Annotated in this window: 16 protein-coding genes and 1 pseudogene; all 17 read right to left on the bottom strand. The window is 44.9% G+C overall.

Going from position 1 to position 16,694, the window contains the following annotated elements; translation table 11 throughout:
* Window positions 1-34: 34 nt before the first annotated feature.
* The gene (locus OCV11_RS15125) at window positions 35-823 is read right to left on the bottom strand and encodes a DUF1338 domain-containing protein (protein WP_261893848.1); all 789 of its coding nucleotides are present in this window, start codon (window positions 821-823) and stop codon (window positions 35-37) included.
* Between the two features lie 74 nt (window positions 824-897).
* A complete protein-coding gene (gene astD / locus OCV11_RS15130; RefSeq protein WP_261893849.1) occupies window positions 898-2,355 on the bottom strand; it encodes a succinylglutamate-semialdehyde dehydrogenase in 1,458 nt (485 codons plus the stop codon).
* An 18-nt stretch (window positions 2,356-2,373) separates the two neighbouring features.
* Window positions 2,374-3,393, bottom strand: coding sequence for an arginine N-succinyltransferase (gene astA / locus OCV11_RS15135; protein ID WP_261893850.1), 1,020 nt, complete (start codon window positions 3,391-3,393; stop codon window positions 2,374-2,376).
* Window positions 3,394-3,492: 99 nt separating this feature from the next.
* A complete protein-coding gene (locus tag OCV11_RS15140) occupies window positions 3,493-4,704 on the bottom strand; it encodes an aspartate aminotransferase family protein (protein WP_261893851.1) in 1,212 nt (403 codons plus the stop codon).
* A 404-nt stretch (window positions 4,705-5,108) separates the two neighbouring features.
* Window positions 5,109-5,687, bottom strand: coding sequence for an aminodeoxychorismate/anthranilate synthase component II (locus OCV11_RS15145; protein ID WP_261893852.1), 579 nt, complete (start codon window positions 5,685-5,687; stop codon window positions 5,109-5,111).
* A gap of 120 nt (window positions 5,688-5,807) precedes the next feature.
* Window positions 5,808-6,824 carry a tryptophan--tRNA ligase gene (trpS, locus tag OCV11_RS15150; protein WP_261893853.1) on the bottom strand — a complete coding sequence of 339 codons (1,017 nt, stop codon included), beginning with the start codon at window positions 6,822-6,824 and terminating at the stop codon, window positions 5,808-5,810.
* A gap of 210 nt (window positions 6,825-7,034) precedes the next feature.
* The gene (locus OCV11_RS15155) at window positions 7,035-7,715 is read right to left on the bottom strand and encodes a phosphoglycolate phosphatase (protein ID WP_261893854.1); all 681 of its coding nucleotides are present in this window, start codon (window positions 7,713-7,715) and stop codon (window positions 7,035-7,037) included.
* 27 nt (window positions 7,716-7,742) lie between these two features.
* Window positions 7,743-8,447: a ribulose-phosphate 3-epimerase gene (gene rpe / locus OCV11_RS15160; RefSeq protein WP_261893856.1), complete on the bottom strand. Its 705-nt coding sequence runs from the start codon at window positions 8,445-8,447 to the stop codon at window positions 7,743-7,745.
* 131 nt (window positions 8,448-8,578) lie between these two features.
* A complete protein-coding gene (locus tag OCV11_RS15165; protein ID WP_261893858.1) occupies window positions 8,579-9,400 on the bottom strand; it encodes a Dam family site-specific DNA-(adenine-N6)-methyltransferase in 822 nt (273 codons plus the stop codon).
* 70 nt (window positions 9,401-9,470) lie between these two features.
* Complete coding sequence (locus OCV11_RS15170; RefSeq protein ID WP_261893859.1) at window positions 9,471-10,982, bottom strand: SPOR domain-containing protein; 1,512 nt, start codon at window positions 10,980-10,982, stop codon at window positions 9,471-9,473.
* 49 nt (window positions 10,983-11,031) lie between these two features.
* The gene (gene aroB, locus OCV11_RS15175; RefSeq protein WP_261893860.1) at window positions 11,032-12,111 is read right to left on the bottom strand and encodes a 3-dehydroquinate synthase; all 1,080 of its coding nucleotides are present in this window, start codon (window positions 12,109-12,111) and stop codon (window positions 11,032-11,034) included.
* Window positions 12,112-12,137: 26 nt separating this feature from the next.
* Window positions 12,138-12,656: a shikimate kinase AroK gene (gene aroK, locus OCV11_RS15180; RefSeq protein WP_261893861.1), complete on the bottom strand. Its 519-nt coding sequence runs from the start codon at window positions 12,654-12,656 to the stop codon at window positions 12,138-12,140.
* 186 nt (window positions 12,657-12,842) lie between these two features.
* Window positions 12,843-14,045 (bottom strand): annotated as a pseudogene (locus OCV11_RS15185) (type IV pilus secretin PilQ); the annotation flags it as partial.
* 113 nt (window positions 14,046-14,158) lie between these two features.
* Window positions 14,159-14,614, bottom strand: coding sequence for a hypothetical protein (locus OCV11_RS15190; RefSeq protein ID WP_261893863.1), 456 nt, complete (start codon window positions 14,612-14,614; stop codon window positions 14,159-14,161).
* Between the two features lie 2 nt (window positions 14,615-14,616).
* Window positions 14,617-15,171 (bottom strand): type 4a pilus biogenesis protein PilO, encoded by a 555-nt coding sequence (gene pilO, locus OCV11_RS15195; RefSeq protein WP_261893864.1) that lies wholly within the window; start codon window positions 15,169-15,171, stop codon window positions 14,617-14,619.
* On the bottom strand, window positions 15,171-15,725 hold the full coding sequence (locus OCV11_RS15200; RefSeq protein ID WP_261893865.1) for a PilN domain-containing protein: 555 nt from the start codon (window positions 15,723-15,725) through the stop codon (window positions 15,171-15,173). Before OCV11_RS15200 ends, pilO begins: the two co-directional genes overlap by 1 nt.
* Entirely contained in the window at window positions 15,709-16,653 is a 945-nt protein-coding gene (gene pilM, locus OCV11_RS15205; RefSeq protein ID WP_261893867.1) for a type IV pilus assembly protein PilM, read from the bottom strand. Before pilM ends, OCV11_RS15200 begins: the two co-directional genes overlap by 17 nt.
* Between the last annotated feature and the right edge of the window lie 41 nt (window positions 16,654-16,694).

Here is a 16,694-nt window from a genome sequence, read left to right on the forward strand (position 1 = left end):
GGTTTTTTTTGTTCGCGAAACAGTAGGTAATATTTTACTGTCGGTGAGTACTTTCAAAGATTTTATCTGCTGACGCTTCAACAAACCCTTGATATAAGTTGCCGTCACTCATGACATAGCGCTTAGCAAACTCATAAAAGCCACCGGGAATCATGGCCGTGACATCATCAAAGCTCACTTCAACCTTGTCGGCCAAGGTAGAGGATTGCTCAAGCAACACCTCAGGAGAACCTTTGACCTCTCCCCCAGCTTCATTAATGGCAAAACCGTGACTGCGTAAATGCGCATTAACCTGCGTCACCTCTTCAAACGCTCTCAGTTGATTAACACTCACGGTGAAGTGATTCGCTCCATAGCCGTGCGCCGCTAACCAACCCGCGTATTCGCTTTCTGCAGCCAAAATTTGGTAATCGGTGTAAGTTAAAGACCAAGGTCTTCCTTGCCACAAAAACGATGGCACAGTGACTTGAGGAACCGAATCAAGCAATTGATGAATCAGCTTTTGTGCTGGCATACTCAGTTCACCCACTAGCAGTTCACTGATAAAGACTTTAGGTAACTTGGGATCTGGATGTTGTAAATGACGGGCATATAGCTTTTTGGCAACAAAACGATATTCGCCGCCAACTTGATAACCTTCGGCAAGAAAAGGCTGCATCAGCACCTCTAAACCGAGTTGTGGACTGCGAAACGTGCGTAAGGCAATGTGGTCATTGATTAATGGTTCGTTTTCTTGCAGCAATTGGTGAACTTTGTCCGCCGATGGACACAAACGGGTAATGTAATCTTGCCACAAATGATCAAACAGTTGGACAGCACTCATAGCTTCTCCTTATCTGTGAAATAGCGACCATCTTCCCCTAAGTTCGCCGCCACACGTAAACTGCGTTCGCGTATTCATAACTCAATACCTGGACTTAACTGCGCGGGTAATTCAGCGCACTCCCCTTCCATTGATGCCATCGGATAAGCACAATAATCCGCGGCATAATAGGCACTTGGGCGCAAATTACCGGATGCCCCCGGACCACCAAATGGTGCATCACTGCTCGCCCCCGTCAGCTGTCGATTGCGGTTAACAATGCCGGCGCGAATGTGGTCAATGAAATACTGCCACTCATCATCTTGAGTCGAAATAAGCCCCGCAGAAAGTCCAAAGCGAGTATTGTTGGCTTCCGTCACCGCCTGCTTTAAATCTTGATAACGAATCACTTGCAGTAATGGTCCGAAATACTCTTCATCAGGTAACTCTTCAATAGAGGAAACATCGATAATCCCTGGGGTCACAAACGCCGCATGAGTGTTCTTCGCCTCAAGTAAAATCTCACCGCCTAAGGTTTCAAGATGCGCCTGCGCAGCCACAATACTTTGCGCAGCATGAACAGAAATTAAGGTTCCCATAAACGGTTCGGGGTGGGCAAAAGGCTGATCGATGCGCAGTTTCTGAGTTGCTGAAACTAATCGCACCAAAAGCTCATCACCTTTATCACCAATAGGTACAAATAACCTACGAGCGCAGGTACAACGTTGCCCCGCACTGATAAATGCCGATTGAATAATCGTATAAATGGCAGCGTCTAACTCACCAAACGCTTCGGAGATCACGAGTGGATTATTGCCACCCATCTCTAGCGCCAGCATCTTTCCTGGTTGCCCTGCAAACTGACGATGCAGTAACTGCCCAGTTGCCGCGCTACCAGTGAACAGCAAACCATCAATCCCTTTAGATTGAGCTAAGGCAATGCCCGTCTCTTTTGCTCCTTGAACCAAGTTCAATACCCCATCAGGTAAGCCAGCTTTCTGCCACAGTCTTACCATCAACTCTCCGCTTAAGGGCGTTTGCTCTGAGGGTTTAAACACCACAGTATTACCTGCAAGCAAAGCGGGAATAATATGACCGTTGGGCAAATGACAAGGAAAGTTATAAGGTCCAAATACTGCCATGACACCAATAGGCCTATGACGCAGCACGACCTGATTACCATTCACCTCTTTGGCGCGCTCGCCGGTTCTCTCTTGATAAGCGCGAATCGAGATGGCGGCCTTACCTGCCATAGCAGCAGCTTCAGTACGTGTCTCCCACAGCGGCTTACCCGTTTCTTGAGCAATGGTCTGAGCAATCAGCTCACTGTTATCCTTGACGGTATCCGCAAACTTAAGCACCAATGTTTCTCGCTCAGAAAACGAAAGCGCCTTCCACGCCACCAAAGCTTCGCGCGCCGCTTGTACCGCTAACTCAACTTGAGACAAGGTGGCACCAAACCCCTGCCACAACACATCCCCTTGATAAGGACTGATGGACGCAAATGCTTCGCCTTGACCTTCAATCCACTGTCCTGCAATCCACTGAGTCATTATCTGCTCCTTCTTCCGTTATTGCGCTAGCACTCGGACGTAGTCGCCACTTTCCACCCCTAAGGCCTGAGCGACATCAGGTGCCAAAATTGCACTGTGGTTCTCCCAGCTCACCGCCGCTTTTGCCGCAGTTGCACGAAAATGTCGAAATGAGGTATTCGCGATAAGGTAATTTTGTGAACTGGTATGCTCTGCCACTTTCACTTTCAAACGCTGTGAATGTTGTACTGATTCGATATGATCGCGATCGCACTCAACAGTTGGACCCGCATCAAAGATGTCGACATAGTTACGGCAGACAAAACCTTCTTTTTCCAACAAACGTAAAGCAGGTTTCGTGTTCTCGTGAACCTGACCGATAACCGCTTGAGCTTCTTTACTTAACAAGTTGATATAAATAGGCAATTTAGGCATCAAATCGGCAATAAACCCTTTATTACCAATCCCAGTCAAATAGTCCGCCATCGTGAAATCGATGGAGAAAAAGTGCTGTTGTAGCCATTGCCAAAATGGAGAATTACCCTCTTCATCAGAGACACCACGCATCTCAGCAAAAATGGTTTTAGAAAAACGTTCAGGATGTTCTGCCAACATTAAAAAGCGACATTTAGACATCAAGCGACCATTGAGGCCTTGGCGAAATTGAGGACGTAAGAAGAGCGTGCAGATTTCGCTGCACCCGGTGTAGTTATTACCAAGAGTCAGTAGCTTAACTACGTTTTTGACTTTGAGTCGACGTGAAGAATGAACGATAGTGCTGATGTGATAAGAGTAACAAGGAACATCCCATCCGACCGCCGCTTCGATACCTGTCGTTCCAGCGATTTCTCCAGTTTCACTGTCGAAACCGACCATCAAGTAACCTTCGTCTCCCGGTTCAGTGACTTCCGGTTTGGCAAAACTGTATTCGGAATGTTGGATGCGAGTTTTTAACATTTCCTCATTAACAGGAAGCGAAGTAAACCCATAACCGGACTCCACCGCACAAATGTGGAGAGCATCATAATCGGACATTGCGATAGGGCGAACAACTAGCATCACTAATCCCTCCAGATGCTAAGGGCCCGATGTCCGGGCCCTACCTAGTCTATCGCCATGAGCGCTAACTTCTCATGCAGCGAGATGGCGATACCCAGCTCACACTAGTGTTGCAATTGCAGAATCTAGGCGAGCTAAACCTTCTGCGATATCTTGTTCTGGAATGATCAACGATGGGGTAAAACGCAATACATTTGGACCTGCTACCAGCATCATCAAGCCTGCTTGACCAGCAGCCACTAACACATCGCGTGCGCGACCTTCCCATTTCTCATTCAATGCAGCACCGATAAGCAAACCTTTACCACGTACTTCACTGAAGATATCGTATTTTTGATTAATTTTTTCTAGTCCAGCACGGAATAGCGCTTCACGTGCTTTAACCCCAGCAAGGGTTTCTGGCTGACTAATAATATTCACAGCCGCTTCAGCAACAGCACACGCTAGTGGGTTACCGCCATAAGTCGAACCATGAACACCGACTTTAAAGTGCGAGGCAATCTCGGTTGTCGTCAAAATTGCACCAATCGGGAAACCAGCACCAAGTGATTTAGCGGTACTCAGAATATCGGGAGTCACACCTAAACCTTGGTAAGCATAGAAATCACCAGTACGGCCATTACCAGTTTGTACTTCATCGAAAATCAGTAGTGCATTGTGTTTATCACACAGTTCACGAACCGTTTGTACAAACTCGTCGCTTGGAGAAACGATACCGCCCTCACCTTGCAAAGGTTCCATCATTACAGCACAAGTTTTATCGGAAATATGTGCTTTAAGTGCTTCAATATCGTTGTAAGGGATGTGAGTAATGTCAGAAGGCTTAGGGCCAAATCCATCAGAATAATGAGACTGACCACCGACAGTTACCGTAAAGAAAGTACGGCCATGGAAACCTTGTACAAAGGCGATAATTTCTGATTTTTCAGGACCAAACTTATCTACTGCGTAACGACGCGCCAATTTCAGTGCGGCTTCGTTAGCTTCTGCCCCTGAGTTTGCGAAAAACACTTTCTCAGCAAACGTGATTTCAGTGAGTTTTTTCGCTAAACGCAAGGCAGGCTCGTTAGTCATGACATTACTTAAGTGCCAAACCTTATTAGCTTGCTCAGTCAGAGCCTTAACCGCTGCAGGGTGGCAATGACCAAGACAGCTCACTGCAATACCACCAGCGAAGTCGATATACTCTTTACCTTCTTGATCCCATAGACGTGAACCTTCCCCTTTGACTGGGATAAAGTTCATAGGGCTATAACAAGGCACCATAACCTCGTCAAATAAACTGCGTTCTACTTTCTGTTCTACTGTCATTGCACATCCCCTCTCAATACACATGCTGTGCTAATGAGCAACTACTTATATATTAGTCGAGATATAAGATTTTATATTGCGATTAAGCGCCATCAGCATTGTATTAACAAAATATTAACCAATTCAATAGTGGTATATTCTGTAAGCAAATTACCATTGCATTCACCCACCACCACACATGACTATTTATGCACTAATAATAAGATTTTATGAAGCACTTTTCGATGCTTTAACAAAAATTTATTTAAATACTCATGGTTAAAGAGGTTATCAAGAGGACAGCAGAATCTATTACGAATAAAATTTCAATTCAGCAAAGAGCAGCAATAGCGCAGAAAAATTAGTCAAAAAGGTGACCCCCTTCTTATTTTCGCGCCCAATACTGCTTTGAAAGATAGGGGGTTTTAACGACGCAGAAAATTAGCAAGCAGTTCATGTCCTTGCTCAGTTTTAATCGACTCAGGATGAAACTGCACTGCATCAATCGGTAATGTACGATGTTGATAACCCATGATTTCATCAATTTCACCAGCCGCATTTTCAGTCCAAGCGGTGATTTCAAAACAATCTGGTAAAGATTCAGCCTCGACGATCAAAGAGTGATAACGAGTCACCGTCAGTGGCATATTCAAACCAACAAACACACTCTTGTTGTTGTGGCGAATCTGCGATGTTTTACCGTGCATGACTTGCTTTGCGCGTATGACGTTACCACCAAATGCTTGTGCGATGGCTTGATGACCTAAACACACTCCAAGCAACGGCAGTTTCCCGGCAAAGTGACGAATTGCCTCTAACGAGATGCCCGCCTCATTAGGTGTACAAGGCCCAGGTGAAATCACGAGATGACTTGGAGACAAAGCTTCAATCTCTTCGAGAGTAATTTCATCATTGCGAACCACTTTTACCTCAGTCCCCAATTCACAAAAATACTGGTAGAGGTTGTAAGTAAACGAGTCGTAGTTATCAATAATCAGCAGCACGATTAAATCCAGTTTATAGAGATGCGTTTTGATGGCCGCTATTTTGCAGCATAGAGAGGATAAGACAAGTAATAAAAAAACCTCAGCAAGCTGAGGTTTTTTATCGCAACTAAGCTGGGCTTATGGACGCGCCACAAAACCTACCGCTTCATACACTTTTTTCAATGTAGGCAGAGCTTGTGCTGATGCTTTTTCTGCGCCTTCACGCATGATAGCGTGCAGATAATCTAGGTCGCCACGAACTCGTTGGTATTCAGCTTGTACTGGTTCAAGCATAGCAACAATCGCTTCACCCACATCTTTCTTAAATGGGCCGTACATTTCAACGCCAGCGTATTGAGCTTCGATCTCTTCGAATGTTTTACCAGTGGCTGCCGAGTAAAGGCTCATCAAGTTTGCAATGCCCGCTTTATTTTCCACATCGTAAGCAATACGCGGTGGAGTTTCAGCGTCAGTTTGTGCTTTGTTGATTTTCTTGATGATCGATTTTGGATCTTCAAGCAATGTAATTACGTTCTTACGGTTATCATCCGATTTTGACATCTTCTTAGTCGCATCCTGCAAGCTCATCACACGAGCGTTAACCGTTGGAATATAAGGTTCAGGAATGGTGAAAATCGGATTTTCTGGGCAGTAGATGTTGTTAAAACGCATCGCGATATCGCGCGCCAACTCTAGGTGTTGCTTCTGGTCACTACCAACAGGAACTTGGTGTGCGCCATACAGCAAAATATCCGCAGCCATCAGTACAGGGTAATCATATAGACCCACGTTTACGTCGTTAGCATAACGAGCCGCTTTGTCCTTGAACTGCGTCATGCGGTTTAACTCGCCCATTTGGGTATAACAGTTGAGAAGCCATCCTAACTGAGCATGTTCCGGCACATGAGATTGAACAAATAAGGTGCTCTTCTTCGGATCGACACCAACAGCAATACATACCGCTAATGCATCTAATGTCGCCTCGTGTAGTGCTTTTGGATCTTGGCGAACCGTAATCGCATGCAAGTCCACAACACAATAATGACAATCGTAGTCATCTTGCATCTGTTGCCATTGACGTAGAGCACCCAGGTAGTTACCGATACTTAGTTCACCTGAAGGTTGAACACCACTCAATACGATGGGTTTGCTCATGAGAATGATTTCCTTGTTATATAAATAAGAAGTAAAACGGATACTGAAATAAAAAGTGAATACTTAGATAAACAGCTTGTGTATTAACTACGGTGTAGCAACGCTTACCTAAAAAATCTTATCTAACCAATAAAGCCGCGTTAGTTGAATGAAAACGCGGCTTTGCCAGTGTACTCATTGACGAGTATTTTACTAGTGCCAAAATGAATTTTAAGCGCAAATTCCCGGCACATTCAGAAGGTCACCGATATTATCGGCAACAAAGTCTGGATGAGAGTCAGAGATAGGCTCACCATGGTTATAACCATAAGTCAGGCCAAAGGAACGACAACCCGCATTTTTGGCCGCCAAAATATCGTTCTTTGAATCACCAACCATCAACATTTGCTCAGAAGAGATGTGATGTTTTTCCATCAACCACTTAAGGGCGATAGGATCTGGTTTTTTCTTCTCGAAAGCATCACCGCCTAATACATCAACGAAATATTCCGCGATACCATGCTGTTCCAAAATAGCTGGCACAAACTTTGACGGTTTATTGGTGATGATCGCGAGTGTCAGACCTTGCTGTGCTAGATGACTTAATGTCGACTTAACATTGCTGTACAGATTGCTGTTTTGATGCCCAGTTTGTGCATAGAAATCATCAAACAAGGTCCGTGCTTTTTGGCGAACGTCATCACTCAGCTCTGCAGAGATATGCAAGCTTTGACTCAATGCTCGGCCGATTAAGATGTCAGCACCATTGCCTACATAGTCACGAACTTGTGCTTCACTTACGCTTGGGTATCCCAAGGCTTGCACTGCTTGGTCCGCAGCAATAGCCAAATCAGGTACGCTATCGAGCAGCGTACCATCCAAATCAAAGGCAATCAGTTTAATTGGTGTCAACGTTCCTATCCTATTGTCGAGTGGGATTTACGAGCGTTCTGGTAAAATATCGCACTTGGACTTAGTCACCAAATCAAGCTCTGCACGCATTGCGTCAATCACAGCTTTGTAATCAGGTTGTCCAAAAATAGCGGAACCAGCAACGAACATATCGGCACCAGCTTCCGCAATTTGGCGGATGTTGTCAATTTTTACTCCGCCATCGATCTCGAGGCGAATATCATGACCACTGTGGATAATACGTTGGCGCACTGCGCGCAATTTTTCTAACGTATTGGGAATAAACGATTGTCCGCCAAAACCTGGGTTTACCGACATCAACAAAATCATATCGATTTTATCCATGATGTAATCAAGGTGGTGCAGTGGCGTGGCGGGATTTAACACCACACCAGCTTTACAGCCATTCTCTTTGATCAGTTGCAAAGTACGATCGACGTGCTCTGATGCTTCAACGTGGAAGGTAATCATGGAGGCGCCCGCTTTCGCGAAATCAGGAATAATGCGATCGACAGGTTTCACCATCAAATGCACGTCGATAGGTGCGGTAATACCGTAGTCACGCAGTGCTTTACAGATAGGTGCACCAAACGTCAAATTAGGTACGTAGTGGTTATCCATTACATCGAAGTGAATCACATCCGCTCCCGCTGCAAGAACGTTTTGAACATCCTCACCTAAACGAGCTAAATCTGCAGATAAAATGGATGGTGCGATAATAAAATCTTTCATTCCTGACCTCTTACGGTAATCAATGCAACCTGAACACTCTGTGTTCGCCATTTTACCTAAGGGGCAAGTCAGATCCTAGCACTACGCAGCCACTGCCCAAATTCTGTGATATTGGGCGTGTCACTTAGTCGCTACTTTTTCGCGTGAAATAGAGCGAGCAATTCATCGACTTTGTTACGACCAGCCCCATTACGGCTAATGGTACGCTTCACTTTCACCACATTAAGCTGTGCACCGGTATAGAGTCGGCGGGTCAACAAAGTATCGTGGTTGGAAATTAACACTGGAATACCACGTTCAAAGGCGGTGCGCTCTGCAATGACCGCCAATTTAGCTTGATCATCCAGGGTGAAACCGTTACCTGAGTAAGAGGTAAAGTTAGCCGTATTAGACAGTGGAGCGTATGGTGGATCGCAATAGACAACGCTACTCTCTTGAGCCAATTCAAAACTCTCTTCATACCCAGTACAGACGAAAGTCGCTTTCTTTGCTTTTTCAGCAAAGAAAATGAGCTCAGCTTCAGGGAAGTAAGGCTTTTTGTAAGAACCAAATGGCACATTGAAACCGCCCTTTTTGTTGTAACGACACAAGCCGTTAAAACCAAAGCGATTCATGTAGAGGAACGCTAAAGAGCGATAGAAAATATCATCCGTAGCATTAAACTGCTTACGTACGGCGAGATACGCTTCTTTGCGATTGTTTTCAGGAACGAACCAGCGCTTTGCTTCCGCAATGTAGTGCTCTGGATCGTTCTTGAGAAGATTATAGAGGTTAATCAAATCCGGATTGATATCCGCAAGCACATAGTGCTCAAAATCAGTATTGAGAAATATTGAGCCGGCGCCCACAAAAGGTTCAACTAACTCATCAGCCTCGGGAAGATGACGTTGTATGTCTTCAACAAGGCCAAATTTACCGCCAGCCCATTTTAAAAAGGCACGCTGCTTTTTCATCTACTGCTCTAATTCAATCACCACCAAATAAGGCTGCGGAATGTAACATATTTTTGGCTTAAGCTCAGGATTATTTCACCCGATCTATCTCGCGCTGTACTTGGCTTAACGATTTTGCCCAAGGACCAAGGGCTTGCAAACGCCCAGGCAGAGTTTCCACTGCATCACGAGCCAACTGAATGGTTGGGTAATTTTCATAAGTAATGATGTACCACTGCGCGCCATTACGCAAAGTTGGGTAGACATTCACTTTACCCTCTAAACGATATTGGCCAAGAAATGTCTGAACTTCAGGTAACGACTTCACGGCAGCAAGCTGTAATGTATAGCTTCTTGGTGACATTGCTTTGAGCTCTTTTTCCGCCATGGCAAATGAGCCTGTCGCAGGCACGACGGGCGTATTATCCACTTGAGCTGGAGCGGCAGTTTGCGCTTGCTGTACCACAGAATCAATGGCTGCAGTGTCTGCTGGCTTGCTGTTGTTTTCCATTAAAGCATCAACGACATTGGAATCAATCACGACGCGTTGTTGGTCATCTTCACTCTGGCCAACACCAACGGAATTCTCTTTAACATCAGGCGGAAGCGCAGCTGAATCATCAACCGAACCATCCAGTGATGGTTTAGCGCGCATGGCAGCAGTTGATCCTTTTTGCGTCATGTTCATTGCCTGAGATTGAGACGATGAATCAGAGCCTGAAGCTGAAGTAGCAGACGAGGCCGTGTTTAGAGTCGGTATAGCTGTTTGCTCTTGTTGCGGCGGAGCAATAGTATCAGCCAAAGGTGCTGCTGTTCGATTTATCGGCGTTGATTGGGATAACATCCACCAGTAACCACCGCCAATTAACAGTAATAGAACCAACACCACTAAAGTAATGTTCAGCGGTGAAGCGATAATAGAACGGATGATGATTTTCTTTTCCGTTTTTTGCTCAGACAAAGCCATGATATCTCCCGGAATGCGTTTTGCCTTTTTATAGGCTTGTCGGGTACGCCGTTCCATGGAGTCATCAATAAAACGCATCACCCGACTTTCAAATAATCGATCCGCTTCTTCCTCACTCAACGCTTCAATTTCTAAATCGATAGGCTTCAGTTCTTGCCCGTAACTGAGTCGAGTCAAAAGCGGCTCCAGACTATTGGACTGAACAAACAGCACAACGTTCACTGTCCACAGAGGATTCGCCTGACTTTCCAAAATCCACATCCACAGTTCGGAGACGATGGTTTCAGATAACAGATGGGCATCATCGATAACCACAACAATATCGCACCCAGAATCGGCGTAAAGACGAGAAAAGCTATCGGCTAATGAATCTTTGGGATTGAAGAGTGGCTCTGAGACGAGCTGAGAAAGAATGGTCGTACGGTGCTGTTCATCGTTTTGATTAGGGTGACACATGAGCAGCGCTTGGTTCTTATCATCAGCCCAACGTTCTAGGTAACGTTGAGCCAACCAAGATTTACCGGCACCTTGAACACCATAAACGTTAACGAGGTTAGAACCAAATCGCGTCAATAACTGCAATCGTTCCAACAACTCAGTTTGAGAATCTAACTCGAGTTCATGTGCCAAATTCATGTGAACACCCTTTATAAACAGTACCTTACTGATAATGAAAGGTTTAAGCTTAACGGCAAAGATTAATCGCTTGTTCGATCTTCTCTTCTGGAACGCCTTTCACAACTTCGGCAGTGCCAATGCTTGTTGGCAATACCAGTCGTAGCTCACCCGCTAACACTTTCTTGTCACGCATCATGTGTTTCATAAAATCATCAAACGACATGCTCTCTGGTGTATGTACTGGCAATTTAGCACGTTTAAACAGAGCAATGATGCGTTCGGCTTGCTGTTGAGTAATCATACCCTGCAACTGAGCAGTGCGAGCTGCCATTGCAGTGCCTGATGAAACAGCTTCACCATGGAGCCAGTTACCGTAGCCCAGTTCCGCTTCAATTGCATGACCAAAGGTGTGGCCTAAGTTAAGCAATGCACGGATGCCAGACTCTTTTTCGTCCATAGCGACCACTTCTGCTTTGATAGAACAGCAACGAGCAATCGCATACGTCAATGCTTTCACATCTAAAGCATATAAAGCATCAAGGTTTTCTTCTAACCAAACAAAGAAATCCTGATCATAAATCACACCGTATTTGATCACTTCCGCCATACCTGCCGCGAATTCACGCTCAGGCAGTGTGGCTAAACAATCAGTGTCGATCAGAACAGACTTAGGTTGGTAAAACGCACCAATCATGTTTTTGCCAAGGGGATGGTTTACTGCGGTTTTACCACCGACAGAAGAATCCACTTGAGAAAGTAAGGTGGTTGGGATTTGGATAAAATCGACACCACGTTGATAACATGCTGAGGCAAAACCGACTAAATCACCAATCACTCCCCCACCCAACGCAATCACAACCACATCGCGGCTGTAATTATGTTCGATCAGGTAGGTCATTACGGTGTTAAACGTCTCAAGACTTTTGTATTTCTCACCGTCTGGTAATTCAAGAACCGCAGATTGACAACCAATCTGGTCGAGCATGGCAGTAATTTTATCGGCATACAGAGGAGCAACCGTGACGTTGGAAATCACTAATACTTTCTGTTTAGCAGATAAAGAGAGAAGAGCCGGATCATTAAATAATCCGGCACCAATTGAGATTGGGTAACTACGTTCACCTAGGTTGACCGTAATCCGCTCCATGGTATGCACTCCTAAAGCAAGAACAATTAATGTTCTTCTAGCATTTTTACGATCTGGTTGGCTACCACTTTTGCACTTTGATCGTCTGTACGAACAGTAATATCTGCAATTTCTTCGTACAGTGGATTACGTTCTTCAGCTAGAGCTTCCAAGACTTCTCTTGGTTGATCTACCTGTAATAAAGGACGTTTTTTATCGCGGTTGGTTCGCGCCAATTGTTTTTCGATGGTCGTTTCAAGGTAGACGACAACGCCGCGAGCAGACAAACGATTACGGCTTTCACGGCTCTTAATAGAACCACCGCCAGTAGCGAGAACAATACCTTGCTGCTCGGTAAGATCGTTAATAACAGCCTCTTCGCGTTTACGGAAGCCTTCTTCACCTTCTACATCAAATACCCAAGCGATATCCGCGCCAGTGCGCTCTTCGATAACGGTATCAGAATCAACAAACTCCATATGAAGTTGTTGCGCGAGGTGTCTACCAATTGTGCTTTTGCCAGCACCCATAGGGCCAACAAGGAAAATATTGCGTTTTTCAGCCATGTTTAGCATTAATTTACAACGTTAATTCAATGACATCGCCACAAGATTCGCTGGACATAGATCAACGATAGGAATGCTTGCGGCACCTATTCCTCACAGATAATTCGTGATAAGACCCGAAATTATCTAGATCTGACTCCACTAATGCAACTTTAATTTCACTTCTAGACTGAGAATTTACCTAAGTCATTGAATGAACACTTTAGGAGTCACGAATATAAGCAGCTCATTTTTGCCACTTTGTTGGTAAGTTCTGCGAAATAATGAACCAATCCATGGTAAATCGCCTAGCAGTGGAACTTTATCAACATGATGGACGGTACTGTATTGATAAATCCCGCCTAACACCACTGTTTCCCCATCATTAACCAGCACTTGCGTGCCAATTCTTTGTGTTTGAATCGTGACAGCATCCCCTGTTCCTGAACTAACTGCATCACCGGGCCGATCTTGGGTGACATTGAGATCAAGTATCAGACGATTATCTGGAGTGATTTGTGGTGTCACTTTTAAACTTAGTACCGCTTTGCGAAATGTTACCGAGGTAGCTCCACTTGATGCAGCTTCCAAATAGGGAATTTCAGTCCCTTGCTCAATATAGGCAGGTTTCTTATTAGTTGTGACCAAACGAGGACTGGAAATAATTTCCGCCTTCGACTCACTTTGCAGCGCCGAAAGCTCCAAATCCAGCAAAGTATCAGTCCCTAACTTAGCCACTTGAAATGCGATACTACTAGCTCGAACAGATGCCGAAGGAAGACGAACATTAAGTTGCCCGATAATGTCATCGGTTTCACCACCTTGCAGACCTTCAAGTGAGCCACTTAATTTAGTTTGATTATCTTGGAATATTCCCCAACGAACCCCCAATTCATCAAGGTTACCTTGGCTCATAGTAACAATGCGCGCTTCAATCAACACTTGCTTCATGGGGACGTCCAGCGAAGCAATAAACCCTTGTAGCTCTTTTAATCCCTCGCTAGTTTCCTTAATCAATAAAGCGTTAGTACGTTTATCAATTTGCAGCGAGCCTCGCTTTGATAGCAGGCCGCTATTGCTGACCATCTCTGCAATATCATTGGCTTGCGCATAATGTATTGGCACTCGTAAATAGCTCAGCGGCTGCTTGGCTAAACGACTTTGCTGCTGCTCGAGTTCCATACCTTGCAGTTCTTCTCGCGGAGCAATCCACAACACTTCGCCCTCTTCTTTATAAGCCAGGCCTTTCATTTTGAGAATGACATGCAGTGCTTTGGACCAACTGACATTGTCTAAACTCACCGATACGTTACCAGTGACGCTATCTGACATGACCAAATTCATTTTACGTTGCTGAGCTAACAACACTAACAAACGCCGCACTTCTGCATCTTGTAACTGTAAAGAAATACGCTCATCAGCCCCCTGCGCTGCCAATGTCAATGAAGCAGTGGTTATGCCCCAAAGAGGCAAGCTGATTAAGATAAACTTGGATAAAAAATAAAATAGAACGTTAAGCTTCATCAGTCAGCCTCCTTAAATGTTAAATGAATCGATGTTGCCAAATCGGCTTCTGACGAAAGGTCAACGCCATCACGATCGATCCTTATGACCTGAAGAGATGACATAGGTAATGTATCGCCCTCTTTCACCATCAGCAGTTGATGATTCTCGATAGAGACTATGGCTAAAGGGAGCTGACTGGTCATTATCACCCCGACCAAGGCCACACCAACCGCATGGTCATGTAGAGATTCATCGGTTGGATTTAACGCGTCACTGCTGGGTGTTTGGAAGCGAGATTGAAGCGCAAATGGATTACGTGTCACAAGGTCGTCAAAGAGTATGTTATTGGGCAACTCCCATTTCGATATCGATTCTTGTTCTCTCGGTAAAGGAAATACTGCAGTCTCTTCGGCATAGCTAAAAGAACCAACACCAAGATGGATTAAGCAGACCAAAATACGCCATCGCATCATCTTCATAGTTCCTTTATCAACAAGGTACTTTGTACTTGAACAAGATTGGGATAAACACTGGCTCGCCATTGCACATCATTTAGTTGTAACGAGTGGCTCAAATTCACTAGGTGAGCATAGAAATGCCCTAACGCCGAGTAAGAGCCACTGACTTGTAAGCTCAACTGTTGCGCAGTTTGGCTTTGCGTATCGCGCTCAACCCAAGCTAACTGCTGAATCTGCACTTGATGGATTTTCGCTATCCCAGAGATCACACTCAGCCAATCTTTGCCCATCAGCAATTGTTGCTGAGCTTGGATAGGAAGCATGACTCGATCTAACTCTTGCAAAGACGATGCATTTTGCTGCCAAAGGCTTAGACTCGTTTGCAGAGCTTGCTGCTGAGTTTTCTGCTGCTCCATCTCTTTCTTAAGTTCAATGAGTTGGGCTTGCAAAGGAGCAATAAAAAAGTGATCAGCAATGCCATTAGCCAGCCCAATCAGCACACACCAGGTAAGCAACAGCTTTTGCCAAGAGAGTGAATCAAACATTCTGAATGAGAAAAAGTGCATCGGCATTACGGCTGCTCCTGCTGAGATAACGTCGTCAGGCGAAATTTCACCGTAAAACTTGATTGGCCATCATGAGAACTGGTTAACGACCCGATTTCTACATCGTGAAATTGGATAACCGCACTCAACTCTTCCACCATTACCTGCAATGATTGTGCATCCGACACTCGGCCACTTAAATTCACCCACGGTGGCTGCCAACTTAAGTCATCTAAAACAACATCCGTAGGTAGAACAGGCGGCAAAATGTTCATCAATAAGATGGGTTGATTGTTACGTTCAATTCGCTCCCTCAAGGTAACAAACTGAGCTTTTTCCAATTCAAAGCGCTGCTGCTCCGACGAAGCTATTTTCTGCTGATCATCTAGCTGCAATCGTAACTGGTGAAGAGTAGCCAACTCGCTCTCAATAACACGCTGCTGTTCATGGAATTTCTGCCAATGAATCATATGGATAGTTAAGCTAATTAGGAGCACTAGACCACCGATGATCCAAATGCTTTTTTTGCGTTGTTTGAAGCGCTGTTCGCGCCAAGGATAAAGATTAACGAGAGGATACACGCTGTTCCTCCAACCAATCTAACCCGTTGAAAGCAAGACCTAATGCACTAGAAAAAGCAGCATTAGGAATTGAGCATTTTGGGGTAGGACCTGTCAGCAACAGGTTTAAATTGATTCCCTCACAAGGTAACAAAAGAGATTGTTCCAGTTGCTGTGCGACACCAAGACTAAGAGCACCGCCACCACTTAGCCATATCCCTTCGACAGGCTCGACAGCGGCAAGTGATTGATAAAGATGTAACTGCTGACGCAATGACATCATCCAATCATCGGTAACCGTGTTAGGCACACAACTCGCTTTATCGAACACCTTACACAGAGGAGCTTCACCACCTCGGCACAAGGTGATTTGAGTCACTCCAATATCCACCAGCAACCAATTTTTGCGTTGTGTGGCGATCTGTAATTGCGACCATATCGCCAGCAAACTCTGTCCATGAGGAGAGATAAAAAAGGGGTTAATACCAGAATCTCTTAACACTGTGATGCGATGCTCAAGCAATGAATGTCGCGCCGCATACACTCGGTAGGTTGGTCCTAATTCAGTTGAGGAACCCACATTTCGCAGTAAAGCATAATCAAAAGCGAGATCATCAATGAGAAATGGGACTTGATCACACAATAAGTTAGCTAACGCGGTTTCGGGTGATTGATAGCTATCTAATTGTAATTCTTTAGTTATTACTGTCGAGTCCGGTATGGCGATAGCAACTTTACGACTAAATAGAGGTAAACCCTTTTTTAGTTCTTTGAGTTTCTTTACAATTTTCTGATAATCCAGCATGTGGTTATCAGCGAAAATATCATCGGGTACGAGTAATTCTGCGCAAGACACCACTGAATAGGTGTTGCGCCATTTAGTTAAAGTTACGGCTTTAATACTGTGATGACCAATGTCGACACCCGTTACTCGTGATGATATACCCATGCGGCTCAGCTCCGTGATTTACTCAGCACCTTATGCCTCAT

Origin of the sequence: Vibrio porteresiae DSM 19223 (assembly GCF_024347055.1) — a bacterium.
Lineage (GTDB): Bacteria > Pseudomonadota > Gammaproteobacteria > Enterobacterales > Vibrionaceae > Vibrio > Vibrio porteresiae.